Raw genomic sequence first — 13,231 nt, 5'->3', positions numbered from 1 at the left:
TTATCTCGATTTAAAATAACCCAATAATTTGGTAACATAACTTTCATCCACGCGAGTGTTTACAGTACCTGAACCACATTTGGAGAAAATATCTTTAAAATAATTCACTTTGTCTTGGTATTGTTTTTCGTAGTTCAAACGCGTTTTTTTAGCCCCGGTATTGACAACTAAAACTTCTCCGGTTTCGGCATCTTCCATTTCTACCATCCCAATGTTTGGCATTTTTTCTTCCCGAATGTCATACACTCTGACACCGGTGATATCATGTTTCTTTCCGGCTATTTTCAAGGTTTTCTCGTAATCGTCTTCGACCATGAAATCTGAAATCACGAATACAATCGCTTTCTTTTTTTGGGTTCCTGATAGGAATTTCAATGCTTGAGACAAATCGGTTCGTTTACTTTTTGGCTGGAATTCGATTAGTTCACGGATGATGCGCAATACATGCGATTTTCCTTTTTTGGGCGGAATGTACAATTCGATTTGGTCTGAGAATAAAATCAAACCTATTTTATCATTGTTTTGTGTCGCTGAAAAAGCCATCGTGGCTGCAATTTCGGTTACGATTTCGCTTTTCAGTTGGTTTTTGGTTCCAAAACTTTCCGAACCCGAAATATCTACCATTAACATCATGGTCAATTCGCGCTCTTCTTCAAAAACCTTTACATACGGTTCGTTGTAGCGTGCGGTCACATTCCAATCGATGGCACGAATATCATCGCCAAACTGGTACTGACGCACTTCCGAAAACGTCATACCGCGGCCTTTGAATGACGTGTGGTACTCGCCCGAAAAGATGTGATCACTCAATCTTCGGGTTTTGATTTCGATTTTACGAACTTTTTTGAGAAGGTCTTTGGTCTCCATATTTTAGTGTTCAGTATTCAGTGTTCAGTGTTCAGTCTGCCAACTGATTACTGAGCAATGCCAACTAAATTAAGGTACTTCAATTTCGTTTACGATTTTGTTGATGATGTCAACTGAGGTAATGTTTTCGGCTTCGGCTTCGTAAGTTACTCCGATTCTATGACGTAACACATCATGAACCACAGCACGAACGTCTTCCGGAATTACATAACCGCGACGTTTGATAAAAGCATAACATTTGGCTGCAGTAGCCAAGTTGATGCTTCCACGAGGAGAAGCTCCGAAACTGATCAATGGTTTTAAACTTTCTAATTTGTATTTTTCAGGAGTTCTAGTGGCAAAAATGATGTCTAAGATGTATTTTTCAATCTTCTCGTCCATATAAACTTCACGAACGGCTTCTTGGGCGCGAAGAATTTGCTCAACAGTAACTACCGGATTTACTTTTTCAAAAGCACCTTTTAAGTTTTGACGAACTACCATTCGCTCTTCTTCCATTTTTGGATAATCGATAACGGTTTTTAGCATAAAACGGTCAACTTGAGCTTCCGGTAAAGGATAAGTTCCTTCTTGCTCGATTGGATTTTGCGTAGCCAATACCAAAAACGGTTTGTCTAATTTGAAAGTCGTATCGCCAATCGTCACTTGTTTTTCCTGCATGGCTTCCAATAAAGCCGATTGTACTTTGGCCGGCGCACGATTGATCTCATCGGCTAAAACGAAATTGGCGAAGATGGGTCCTTTTTTTATCGAAAACTCATTAGCTTTGATATTGTAAATCATCGTTCCGATAACGTCTGCCGGTAATAAATCGGGTGTGAACTGAATACGGCTGAAACTCCCGTGAACAGCTTGTGATAAGGTGTTAATGGCTAAGGTTTTTGCCAAACCCGGAACACCTTCCAAAAGGATATGCCCTTGTCCTAAAAGTCCAATTAACAATCGCTCAACCATGTGCTTTTGACCTACGATGACTTTGTTCATTTCCATCGTCAACAAGTCGATAAAAGCACTTTCATGTTCTATTTTTGCATTAATTGCTCTGATATCTAAAGCAGTACCATTTTCTTCCATAGTGTTCTATTTGTTCTACTATATGTACATTATAATTTTAACATTTCAAAAGTGAAAATTTATTAGGTTACGCGATGTTAATAATGCGTTAAAACTTTGCAAAACATCCCAATTTTAAGGACGATTTATGATTTTCTTTTTATAATTTTAAGACCTAAACTGTTTTCTTATTTTTCGTCGGCAAAATAAGAAATTTTTCCAAAGCGCAAAAAACAAAAACAATTACAATACATTTCTTAAAAATCATAAAAATGCAAACAAAACTATCGCCCATAATTGCCGGAACTATGAATTGGGGCATTTGGGATAAAAAGCTTAATACTTCCGAAATGGCGCATCTCATACAGCTTTGTATTGAAAACCAAATCACCACTTTCGACCATGCCGATATTTACGGAGGTTACACTACCGAAGCCGATTTTGGAAAGGCTTTCGCCCAAAGTAAAATAGATAGAAAAGACATGCAATTGATTTCAAAATGCGGCATACAACTTACTCATGGTAGAGACAATAAAATCAAACACTATAATTATTCCAAAGACTATATTATTTGGTCGGCAGAGCAATCCCTAAAAAATCTCCAAACCGATTATTTGGATGTTTTCCTTTTGCATCGCCCAAGTCCGTTGATGGAAGCTGATGAAATTGTGGAAGCCGTTGAAAAACTCAAAAAAGAAGGCAAGATTATAGATTTTGGTTTGTCCAATTTTACCGCGTGGCAAACCGAATTGATTCGTCAAAAAACCGAAATCAGTTACAACCAAGTGCAATTTTCGGCAACACATCATGAAGCGATGTTAGACGGCAGTTTTGATTATATGCAACTGCATAACATTCGTCCGATGAGTTGGAATCCATTGGGAACCGTATTTAGAGAAGACATTGAACAAACCAGAAGACTAAAAAAACTATTGGCAGAATTGGTAAAAAAATACCATTTTGGTTCGGATACGATTTTATTGGCTTGGATTTTAAAACATCCGGCCAAAGTGCTTCCGGTCGCCGGAACGGTTAATGTCGCCCGAATTCAATCCTTAATGAAAGCGACAGAATTGCAATTGGAACAAGAAGATTGGTTTGCCATTTGGACGGAAAGTATGGGGAATGAAGTACCGTAAATTAGTATTCAGTGTTCAGTATTCAGTTGGCAGTGACTGAGTGCTGAACACTGATTACTGAACACTGACCACTATATGATAAACAAGCGTCTTCTCATAAAAAACCTCCTAGCTCACAACGATGAGTGCAGTTTTTATGATAAGAAGCGTCAGTTGAATTTGCATACCAAAGAAGGAAAAGCCAAGTTTTTAAAACATATTTGCGCGTTGTCTAATTCTAATCCTTCGAATAATTCTTATATTGTTGTTGGTGTTGAAGATCAGGAAAACGAAATTTTGGGCGACGATTTTTTTGACGACAGTCGGATACAGAATTTGGTCAACGCTTACTTGGAGAATCCGCCTAAAATTCAATACGAAAATGTGCCTTTCCCCAATTTGCCCAAAGACAGAGTTGTTGGCTTGGTAACGATTAAACCGAAACACAAAACGTCTTTTTTCAAGAAAAACATTCACACGATTTTGGCGAATACCGTTTTTGTGAGAGTGGGCAGTAATTCGATGCCAACAGAAGATAAAATTCCGTATTCGAAGCAGAATATCGAAACGGTGATTAGCATTGAAAACAATTCGCGAAACAGCATAGCTTACACGCTCGATGGTGTGATGGATTTCATGAATGTACGACACGGTGATATGCCTTCGAAATATAAAGTTTTCAAAGAGTTATTTGTGATTTGTTGGGCCGGAATTCCGAAAAAAATCCGCGATACGACTTATCTTTCCCGAGTCGATATTGAATTGATTAACGAACAAGTAAAGCTTTTTTATTCGGCACTCGATGTGGTTTCTATTCAGTATGACGACCATAGTTTTACGATTGTAGAACATGTTCCGCTTGGGTTGAATGACAAAACCAGTTTTTATCCATTGGAACAATTGACGATACATTTTTTTGACAATGGGTATTACAAAATGGAAACCAAAATGCTGTTTGAACCACCGGCTTACAATAAAAAAATGCTGCATCACATTTATAATTCTAATTTGGCTTTAATTAATAAATTGCAAAAAGGAATCACGATTTCCGAACGCGAAGAAAAAGACTTAGAGAATTTGTCTTCCACTTTGATGATTTGTTATTTGAACGGTTTTGAAGAAGCCAAGCAAAAATTAATTGAAGCCAAGCCATTCTTGAAAGCCCAAAAGAAAGCCAATGTTTATTTGAGTTTTAAAGAGGCGATGCGCATTTTAAGAAAAATGAAATACAACGAAATTAATGGATAGAATATTAGTAATCGGCGATATTCATGGCGGATTAAGAGCACTTCACCAAGTCATGGAAAGGGCTAAGGTAACCACGAATGACACACTTATTTTTCTGGGTGATTATGTCGATGGTTGGAGCGAATCGCCACAAGTCATTAATTATTTAATCGATTTGGGTAAAAAACAGCATTGCATTTTTCTTCGAGGCAATCATGATGAGTTATTGTTAGATTGGTTAGAAGGCAATACAAAGAATTTTGACGAAAAAATGTGGTACAAACACGGCGGTGAAGCTACGGTTTTGGCTTATGAAAAAATATCGGAAGCGACGAAGAAACTGCATATTGATTTTCTAATTGGATTGGACAATTATTTTCTCGATGAGGAAAACCGGTTGTTTATTCACGCCGGATTTACGAATATGAATGGCATTCATTATGAATATTTCCCTAAATTATTTTATTGGGACAGAACGCTGTGGGAATCGGCATTGGCTTTAGATTCCACTATTGCTAAAGACAGTTGGTTGTATCCAAGAAGGCTCACTTTGTATGACGAGATTTACATTGGTCACACTCCGGTCACGCGAATAGGAGAAACCATTCCGGTGCAAAAAGCTTGTGTTTGGAATGTGGATACCGGAGCCGCTTTTAAAGGACCATTGACGATTATGGATGTCCACACTAAAGAATTTTGGCAAAGTGAACCTTTAAACGAATTGTATTTTAACGAAAAAGGCAGGAATTGATTTCAAAATAATTCTGCAAATTACTATTTTCTAATACCTTATATTTGTGCTTTAATTTAAATAATTATGAGAAAAATAATCACTATGGTAGCTTTGGCTGTGGTAAGTTTTGCCAATGCACAAGCGTTTAAAGGAAAAGGAGACATTAAAGGACAAGTAGGTATGACTATGCAAGATGGCGGAACCGGAATAGGTGTTTCCGCTGATTTCGGAGTGGGCGAAAACATGTCTTTCGGAATCGTGGCAGGTTATATGCTCAATGCCAATGAAATAGCAGGCTTTAAGCCTCGTTTTGAAGATAGAGCCGATTTGAAAGTGCGTTTCAATGCCAATATCGGAAACGTTTTAAAATTGAGTGATAATATTGATGTTTATCCGGGATTGAATTTAGGGTTGCGAAATTTTGGCGGACATCTTGGTGCGAGATATTTTTTCACTAATGGATTCGGAATGTTTGCCGAAGCCAATGTGCCATTAGCCAGATATGATACCGATGTAAACGGATTTGAAAACTATAATAACCAATTCGTGTTTACTATTGGTGCTTCGTTCAACCTATAATAATTTAAGCCAAACCTAATGAGTATTGTTACCGAGAAAAGATTAAAAGACAGAAGCGATTCCAAATGTGAAATCAGCGGAAGCGAAGAGAATTTAGTTGTCTATTTAGTTGAGCCAAAAACCGAAGACATTCCTGAAAATTGTATTTTAATTACAAAATCTTTAAAAGACCAAATCGAAAATTCTGACACCACTAATGCCAATGATTGGCGTGGTTTGAGCGATAGCATGTGGAATGAAAATCTTCCGGTGCAAATTGTTTCTTGGCGCATGTTAGCGCGATTAAAAAACCACGATTTACTCGACATGATGTACTTGGATGAAGAGGCATTAGAATGGGCGAAAGCCACAGGAGAAGGAGAAGATGAAGAAGGCAAAATTGTACACAAAGATTCTAATGGCAATCTTTTATTCGACGGAGATTCAGTGGTGTTAATTAAAGATTTGGATGTGAAAGGCGCGAATTTCACTGCAAAACGCGGCGCAGCGGTTCACAATATTAAAGTAGTTTGGGACAACGCCGAACAAATTGAAGGCAGAGTTGAAGGACAACATATAGTGATTTTGACGCAATACGTTAAGAAAACTAAATAACTTTAAGTTTATACCAATAAAAAAGTCCCGATAATTCGGGACTTTTTTTATCGATTTATTTCGGCTATAAATCAAATTTAATCCCTTGTGCCAATGGCAAACTAGTAGTATAATTAATCGTATTCGTTTGTCTTCTCATATAGACTTTCCAGGCGTCAGAACCTGATTCACGGCCGCCACCGGTTTCTTTTTCACCACCAAAAGCACCTCCGATTTCAGCACCGGAAGTTCCGATGTTTACATTGGCAATACCACAATCTGAACCGGCAACCGACAAGAAAGCTTCTGCCTCACGCAAGTTGTTGGTCATAATCGCAGAAGATAAACCTTGTGCAACGCCGTTTTGAATCGCAATAGCATCATGCACATCGCCCGAATATTTTAATAAGTATAAAACCGGAGCAAAAGTCTCGTGTTGTACAATTTCAAATGAATTGTCAGCTTCGGCAATAGCCGGTTTTACGTAACAACCGCTTTCGTAACCTTCGCCAGAAAGAACACCGCCTTCCACTAATATTTTTCCGCCTTCGGCAATAACTTTTTCTAAGGCTTTGCTGTACATTTCAACCGCATGCGTATCGATTAGTGGTCCAACGTGGTTGTTTTGGTCTAAAGGATTTCCGATTCGCAATTGGCCATAAGCACCAACAATCGCATCTCTTACTTTGTCATAAATACTCTCGTGGATGATTAATCTGCGAGTTGAAGTACAACGTTGTCCTGCGGTTCCAACAGCACCGAAAACTGCGCCGATAACCGTCATTTTGATATCCGCATCCGGAGTTACGATGATGGCATTGTTTCCGCCTAATTCTAAAAGGGAATTGCCTAAACGAGCCGCACAAGCTTGCGCTACGATTTTACCCATACGAGTTGAACCGGTAGCTGAAACTAAAGGCACTCTTTTATCATGTGTCATTAATTCACCTACTTTATAATCCCCGTTGATTAAACAAGAAATTCCTTCCGGAAGGTTGTTTTCTTTCAATACTTCGGCGATGATATTTTGACAAGCGATTCCGCATAAAGGCGTTTTTTCAGAGGGTTTCCAAACGCAAACGTCTCCGCAAATCCAGGCTAAAGCGGTGTTCCAAGCCCAAACAGCAACCGGAAAATTAAAAGCCGAAATAATTCCGACGATTCCAAGCGGATGGTATTGTTCGTACATGCGGTGACCCGGACGTTCTGAGTGCATCGTTAATCCGTGTAATTGGCGCGATAAACCTACTGCAAAATCACAAATGTCTATCATTTCCTGAACTTCTCCGTAACCTTCTTGTAAAGATTTCCCCATTTCGTAGGAAACTAATTTTCCAAGAGGTTCTTTGTATAGTCTTAATTTTTCACCAAACTGTCTTACGATTTCGCCACGTTTTGGCGCCGGCATTAAGCGAAAAGTTTTGAAAGCTTCGCTGGCGGTTTGCATTACTTTTTCGTAATCTGCAGGCGTAGTGGTTTTTACTTTTCCGATTAATTGTCCGTCTACGGGAGAATAACTTTCTAAAATTTCACCGTTTGAAAAATGGTTATTCCCGGTAGAAGTTCCTTCGTTGATGGCTTTTATGCCTAATATTTCTAAGGCTTCGGTCATGCCGAATTGTTGTGCAATTGTTGACATTATAAGTTTATTTGTTTTAGTGATTGCAAAAGTAATCGTTTATTTTGAATTTTAGCCCGGATAGGAATGGTATCCTTTTTATGATTTTTTTAATCATGAAAAGATATAATGGATAGCCGGATTAGCTCCTAAAAATTACTTTGAAGTAAATCTGGGGTCGGTGTCCATTACAGTACCACATTTGTCGCAGGTTCTCAGCTTTTCGGAATTGTAAAAATGATTGAAATGTTGTAAAAAGTCTTTTTCGATATCGTTTAACTCGAAGTAAACCTCATACAATTTATGGTTGCAGTGATCACAAAACCAAAGCAAACCATCTGGGATGTCTTTTCCGTTTCTTTTTCTTTCCACGACTAATCCTATAGAATTTTCCGAACGTGACGGTGAGTGCGGCACTTTGGCTGGAAGCAGAAACATATCGCCTGCGGAGAGTTTCATGGCTTTTTTTTCGCCGTCTTCTTGGATGTAAACGGTGATTTCGCCTTCGAGTTGATAAAATAGTTCTTCGGTTTCGTTGTAGTGGTAGTCTTTTCGGGCGTTTGGACCGGCGACAATCATGACAATATAATCTCCTGAATCAACGTATAAATTTTTGTTGCCAACGGGTGGTTTTAACAAATGACGGTTGTCGTTTATCCATTGGTTGAGGTTAAAGGGTTTGGCTACAGTCATGGTTTAAATTTTAGGTAAAGTTATAAAATAAAAAAGTCCCGAACTATCGGGACTTTTAAATTATTTGATTTCTTTAATCAAATAGATATAGACGGGAAAGTGGTCGCTATAACCAATTTCGGTTAAACTATGTCTGAGCGGATATCCTTTGTATTGTCCGGTTTTGGTAATCATATAAGGCTTGTTATAAATACCGGCTTTCCAGTAACGGTATGACGAATAGTCTTTTTGAATGAACGCTTCGGAAATCATGATTTGGTCAAAAATATCTCCGGCATCGCGGTAAAATAATGAAGAGTTTCCTTTGTAGAACATTTCTTCAAACGGATTGTAAATACCGGATTGTTTTACTTCTTCTTTTTTGCGTTTGGCACCAATACCTTCTTTAACACTTTTATTGTAGGTTCCGTCGTTTAAATCACCCATGGTAATGATTTTTGCATTTGGGTTGATTTTGAAAATGGAATCCATAATTTGTCGGTTCAATCTACCGGCAGCTTCACGAAAAGGGGAACTTTTCTTTTCACCACCGGAACGGGATGGCCAGTGATTCACTATGATGCTTACTTCTTCACCATCAAGGAAACCGGTTACTAAAAGTTGGTCACGAGTATAAACTCTGTCGTCTTTGCCCGCTTCTGCTTTATCGTCAGTTACTTCTTCATTGTCTTTTTTGTCAGCTTTGCCTTCTTGATTGCGATAAATTAATAACGGAATATTTTTAAAACTTGTCGGTTTAAAGTGTTTCTTTTGGTACAATAATGCTACATCAATTCCTCTTTTATCAGGAGAATCAAAATGTACAATACCATAGTCTTTATTAATAAGGAGTGGTTCTTTTACCAAATCTTCTAAAACGCCTCTGTTTTCAATCTCGCAACCACCAATTAACGTGGGAGCATTATTAGGGTTTTCACCGGTTCCGATTTCAGAAAGTACTCGGGCTAAATTGTGTAGTTTTTGCTTGTATTTACTGGAAGTCCAGTTTTGAGCTCCGTTAGGCAACCATTCTTCGTCGTTATTCGACTGGTTAATGGTGTCAAATAAATTTTCTAAATTGTAAAACGCAACCGTATGTATATTATACTTTTTTGTCTGGGCATTTGCCGCAGAAACTGCGAATAAAACAAAGAAAAGAGCTATCAGTTTTCTAATTCTCATAAAATGTATATTAATTTAATATCAAGTTTTTTACAAACTTCGGGCCAAAAGTAGATAATATTATTAAAAGATGTACATTTGTCGGCTGTTAAGTTTTCATTAACACTTAACTATAGAAAAATTAATTTTATTTTTATTTATGAAAAAACTTGTTATTAGTACTTTATTTGTGATGCAAGTGTTTTTTGGTTTTGCACAAACCACGACCGGAATTACAGGAAAAGTTGTAGATTCTAAAACACAGAAACCATTACAAAATGTCGTTGCTTCTATTCAAAACACTACTTTGACTGCTTTAACTAACGGAGCGGGTGTTTTTGTTTTTACGGAAGTTGAAAAAGGCAGTCAATTACTGCAAATTAAAAGTTTCGGTTACAAAGATCAATTATTAGTAGTTGAAGTAGAAACCGGGAAAGTAGTTGATTTAGGGGTTATTGTTTTTGAAGAAGACATTACCTCAGAACAACAGCTGAGTTTGGTTACCATTACCGAAAATGATTTAGGGGATGACAACAGTGGTTCTGAAAGTACTTCGGGATTATTACAAGCTTCCAGAGATGTTTTTCAACAAGCTGCAGCTTTTAATTGGGGTCAAGCCCGTTTCAGAATCAGAGGTTTAGATAACGAGTATGGGACTACCATGATTAATGGTATTGTAATGAATAAAATTTATGACGGAAGACCACAATGGAGTAATTGGGGTGGATTAAACGATGCCACCAGAAACCAAGAGTTTACTATGGGTTCCGGACCGTCAGATTATACTTTTGGAGGAATTCTTGGAACACAAGAAATTAACACCAGAGCTTCAATTTATAGAAAAGGATCAAGAATATCTTTCTCAGGAACCAACACCAATTACAGTTGGAGAACCATGGGAACACATGCTTCAGGGATGAACAACAAAGGATGGGCTTTTGTGGTTTCTGCTTCAAGACGATGGGCTCAAGAAGGATTCTTTGATGGAACTAATTATAGTGCCAACTCTTTATTTGCCAGTGTTGAGAAAAAATTTAATGACAAACACAGTTTAAACTTTACTTCCATCTTTGCACAAAACAGCAGAGCTAAAACGTCACCAAACACGGATGAGGTTACCCGATTAAAAGATTTTAAATACAACTCATATTGGGGATGGCAAGACGGTGAAAAGAGAAATTCAAGAGTAAAAGAGATTGAAGAACCAATCAATATGTTAAGTCATTATTGGAAAATATCTGATAAGACTAACTTAAACACTAACGTAGCTTATCAAATTGGACATATTGGAAACAGTAGACTTGATTTTCAATTGGCCAACAATCCTGATCCAACTTACTATAAAAACTTACCAAGTTACTATTTAAACTCACCTAGTTATTATGTGCCGGCTCTTGATGGTTCCGGGAATCCGATTTTAGATGAAAACGGGAATCCAACTTATAACAACCCAAGTGCCGATATTGCCAGAAATAATTTTGTTAACGATGGGCAAGTTGATTGGACTGATATTTATCGCGTTAATACAGATGAAGATAGAGCCGGTAAAAGTGCCTACGTTTTATACGAAGACAGAACAGCCGATAAATTATGGAGTGCAAACTCTTACATCAATTCGCAAATTGCCGACAACATTACTTTAAATGCGGGAGTTAACTTCAAAAAACTAAGCTCAAGAAACTACCAAAAATTATTGGATTTGTTGGGAGGAACTTATTTTGAAGATATAGATCCTTTCTTTACAGGTGCTGCTTCACAGACTGATTTGAACAATCCTAACAGACAAGTAAGAGTAGGTGATACTTATGGTTACAACTATAAATTGTTAGCGACAACTTTTGAAGGATTTACACAGTTTAAATTCACTTACAAAACAATCGATTTCTATATGGCTCAATCTTTCGCAAGATCGGAATACCAGAGAGAAGGATTATACAGAAATGGTATTTATGCCAACAATTCATTTGGAAAAAGTGAAAAAGTTATCTTCGAAAACTTTGGTTTCAAAGGAGGTTTAACTTATAAACTTACCGGTCGCCAAATGTTAGACTTCAACGGAGTTTACATGACCAAAGCGCCTAACTTAAGAAACTCGTTTTCAAATGCCAGACTTAACAACAACATTACGCCTGATTTAAGAAGTGAAGCCATCATGAGTGCAGATGCAAGTTATATCATCAAAGCACCTAAATTCAAAGCAAGATTAACAGGTTTCTTTGCTAAAGTAAAAGATGCTACTGAAATATCGTTCTACTACGGAGAAGGCCTTTTTGATGCAGGTGAAGACGGTGACACCGATACCGATTCATTCATTAGTGAAATTGTAACCGGAATCAGCAAGAAAAACATCGGTGGAGAGTTTGGTTTTGAATACCAATTGACTTCTACGATTAAAGTAAACGGTGCGGCTTCTTACGGTCAATACACCTACGATGAAAATCCAAACTTAAAAGTAAATGACGACGGACAAGCCTCTGAAACGAACGCGAATCCAATTACTGATTTTGGCAGAGCTTACTTAAAAGGGTACAAACAGCCGGGAATTCCGCAACAAGCTTACTCTCTTGGTCTAGAATACCGCGATCCTAAATTTTGGTGGATTGGAGCTAATGTCAACTATTTAGCAGACACTTATATTGATGTTTCAAGTATTTTAAGAACTACTAACTTTGTGGTCGAAGATCCTACAACAGGTACAGGGTTTGACGGAGGTACAAACGAAGCAGTTCGCGCTGCTTTGAAACAAGAGAAATTTGACCCAATTACTTTGGTAAACTTAGTAGGAGGAAAATCATGGAGAGTGAACAGTTCTACTTTTGGTTTCTTCGCATCAATCAACAATGTATTTGATGTAATCTACAAAACAGGTGGTTTTGAGCAATCAAGAAAAGCAACATTTGCAGAGTTTCAAGAAGATAATGCAAACGGAACGCCATCATTCGGGCCAAAATATTTCTACGGTTACGGCAGAACATATTTTGTTAATTTTTACATTAATTTCTAATAAAATATACTATGAAAAATATATATAAATTATGCTTAACACTAGTGGCTTCGACTATGTTTTGGAGTTGTTCCGAAGAGGCAGAAATTGCCCCTTTTAAAGCGTTGATTTTTTCAGAAGGGTTTTCTTCTGATAGTCCTTTCTTTAATTTCAACGGAAATTTCAACTTCCCGGGTTGGACCAATTATGCAGAAACCGGAACGCGACTTTGGACAGAAAGAGAATTCAACGACGATGGCTATATCCAGTTTAGTACTTTCGGAAGTGGACAAGCCTCAAATATCGGATGGGCTATCACACCTGCCATTGACTTAGGCAATGCTGAAAATGTAGTATTTTCATTTTCATCAGCAACAAACTTTGTAGACAATCCAGCCAATAAATTAGAAGTATTGATCTCTACAGATTTTGACGGAACAAACGTATTAGGTGCTACTTGGACTGCCTTAGACGCAACAGTAGCAAACGAAACAACAAACGGTTACGTATATATTCCATCCGGAGAAATTGATTTATCTTCGTACAGCGGAATCATTCACATTGCCTTCAGAGTAACCGGAAACGGAACTACACTTGACGGTCTTTTCCAAGTTGACAAAGTAAAAGTTTACGAAAACAATTAATAG

The 13,231-nt window shown here is 37.7% G+C and carries 12 protein-coding genes; 7 read left to right on the top strand and 5 right to left on the bottom strand.

The window, feature by feature from the left end; all coding sequences use genetic code 11:
* A complete protein-coding gene (locus ICG50_RS01185) occupies window positions 1–867 on the bottom strand; it encodes a DUF58 domain-containing protein (RefSeq protein ID WP_187659083.1) in 867 nt (288 codons plus the stop codon).
* 69 nt (window positions 868–936) lie between these two features.
* Window positions 937–1,941, bottom strand: coding sequence for an AAA family ATPase (locus tag ICG50_RS01180; protein WP_187659082.1), 1,005 nt, complete (start codon window positions 1,939–1,941; stop codon window positions 937–939).
* A 251-nt stretch (window positions 1,942–2,192) separates the two neighbouring features.
* Between ICG50_RS01180 and ICG50_RS01175 the strand changes: the two genes are divergently transcribed.
* From ICG50_RS01175 to ICG50_RS01155, 5 genes are all read left to right on the top strand, one after another.
* A complete protein-coding gene (locus tag ICG50_RS01175; RefSeq protein ID WP_187659081.1) occupies window positions 2,193–3,059 on the top strand; it encodes an aldo/keto reductase in 867 nt (288 codons plus the stop codon).
* 75 nt (window positions 3,060–3,134) lie between these two features.
* Window positions 3,135–4,286: an ATP-binding protein gene (locus ICG50_RS01170; RefSeq protein ID WP_187659080.1), complete on the top strand. Its 1,152-nt coding sequence runs from the start codon at window positions 3,135–3,137 to the stop codon at window positions 4,284–4,286.
* On the top strand, window positions 4,279–5,016 hold the full coding sequence (locus ICG50_RS01165; protein ID WP_187659079.1) for a metallophosphoesterase: 738 nt from the start codon (window positions 4,279–4,281) through the stop codon (window positions 5,014–5,016). Before ICG50_RS01170 ends, ICG50_RS01165 begins: the two co-directional genes overlap by 8 nt.
* 66 nt (window positions 5,017–5,082) lie before the next feature.
* Window positions 5,083–5,577 carry a DUF6646 family protein gene (locus ICG50_RS01160; RefSeq protein WP_187659078.1) on the top strand — a complete coding sequence of 165 codons (495 nt, stop codon included), beginning with the start codon at window positions 5,083–5,085 and terminating at the stop codon, window positions 5,575–5,577.
* Window positions 5,578–5,595: 18 nt separating this feature from the next.
* Window positions 5,596–6,171 carry a PhnA domain-containing protein gene (locus ICG50_RS01155; protein ID WP_187659077.1) on the top strand — a complete coding sequence of 192 codons (576 nt, stop codon included), beginning with the start codon at window positions 5,596–5,598 and terminating at the stop codon, window positions 6,169–6,171.
* 64 nt (window positions 6,172–6,235) lie between these two features.
* Here the strand turns inward: ICG50_RS01155 and amaB are convergent, their stop codons facing one another.
* The 3 genes from amaB to ICG50_RS01140 form a co-directional block, all read right to left on the bottom strand.
* Window positions 6,236–7,789, bottom strand: coding sequence for an L-piperidine-6-carboxylate dehydrogenase (gene amaB / locus ICG50_RS01150; RefSeq protein ID WP_187659076.1), 1,554 nt, complete (start codon window positions 7,787–7,789; stop codon window positions 6,236–6,238).
* Window positions 7,790–7,924: 135 nt separating this feature from the next.
* Entirely contained in the window at window positions 7,925–8,461 is a 537-nt protein-coding gene (locus tag ICG50_RS01145) for a 3-hydroxyanthranilate 3,4-dioxygenase (RefSeq protein ID WP_187659075.1), read from the bottom strand.
* 60 nt (window positions 8,462–8,521) lie between these two features.
* Window positions 8,522–9,622, bottom strand: coding sequence for an endonuclease/exonuclease/phosphatase family protein (locus ICG50_RS01140; protein ID WP_187659074.1), 1,101 nt, complete (start codon window positions 9,620–9,622; stop codon window positions 8,522–8,524).
* A gap of 139 nt (window positions 9,623–9,761) precedes the next feature.
* On the opposite strand from ICG50_RS01140, the gene ICG50_RS01135 reads away from it, so the two are divergent.
* Both ICG50_RS01135 and ICG50_RS01130 read left to right on the top strand, forming a co-directional pair.
* Window positions 9,762–12,605, top strand: coding sequence for a carboxypeptidase-like regulatory domain-containing protein (locus ICG50_RS01135; RefSeq protein WP_187659073.1), 2,844 nt, complete (start codon window positions 9,762–9,764; stop codon window positions 12,603–12,605).
* Between the two features lie 11 nt (window positions 12,606–12,616).
* Window positions 12,617–13,228 (top strand): choice-of-anchor J domain-containing protein, encoded by a 612-nt coding sequence (locus tag ICG50_RS01130; protein WP_187659072.1) that lies wholly within the window; start codon window positions 12,617–12,619, stop codon window positions 13,226–13,228.
* Window positions 13,229–13,231: the final 3 nt, after the last annotated feature.

The organism is Flavobacterium buctense (genome assembly GCF_014486695.1).
Lineage (GTDB): Bacteria > Bacteroidota > Bacteroidia > Flavobacteriales > Flavobacteriaceae > Flavobacterium > Flavobacterium buctense.
Note: the sequence above shows the minus strand (reverse complement) of the source record. Positions and strands in the feature narration are given on the sequence as shown.

Coding starts and splice junctions, on each gene's coding strand:
- ICG50_RS01185 (WP_187659083.1), bottom strand. CDS start 867: ATGGAGACCAAAGACCTTCTCAAAAAAGTTCGTAAAATCGAAATCAAA.
- ICG50_RS01180 (WP_187659082.1), bottom strand. CDS start 1,941: ATGGAAGAAAATGGTACTGCTTTAGATATCAGAGCAATTAATGCAAAA.
- ICG50_RS01175 (WP_187659081.1), top strand. CDS start 2,193: ATGCAAACAAAACTATCGCCCATAATTGCCGGAACTATGAATTGGGGC.
- ICG50_RS01170 (WP_187659080.1), top strand. CDS start 3,135: ATGATAAACAAGCGTCTTCTCATAAAAAACCTCCTAGCTCACAACGAT.
- ICG50_RS01165 (WP_187659079.1), top strand. CDS start 4,279: ATGGATAGAATATTAGTAATCGGCGATATTCATGGCGGATTAAGAGCA.
- ICG50_RS01160 (WP_187659078.1), top strand. CDS start 5,083: ATGAGAAAAATAATCACTATGGTAGCTTTGGCTGTGGTAAGTTTTGCC.
- ICG50_RS01155 (WP_187659077.1), top strand. CDS start 5,596: ATGAGTATTGTTACCGAGAAAAGATTAAAAGACAGAAGCGATTCCAAA.
- amaB (WP_187659076.1), bottom strand. CDS start 7,789: ATGTCAACAATTGCACAACAATTCGGCATGACCGAAGCCTTAGAAATA.
- ICG50_RS01145 (WP_187659075.1), bottom strand. CDS start 8,461: ATGACTGTAGCCAAACCCTTTAACCTCAACCAATGGATAAACGACAAC.
- ICG50_RS01140 (WP_187659074.1), bottom strand. CDS start 9,622: ATGAGAATTAGAAAACTGATAGCTCTTTTCTTTGTTTTATTCGCAGTT.
- ICG50_RS01135 (WP_187659073.1), top strand. CDS start 9,762: ATGAAAAAACTTGTTATTAGTACTTTATTTGTGATGCAAGTGTTTTTT.
- ICG50_RS01130 (WP_187659072.1), top strand. CDS start 12,617: ATGAAAAATATATATAAATTATGCTTAACACTAGTGGCTTCGACTATG.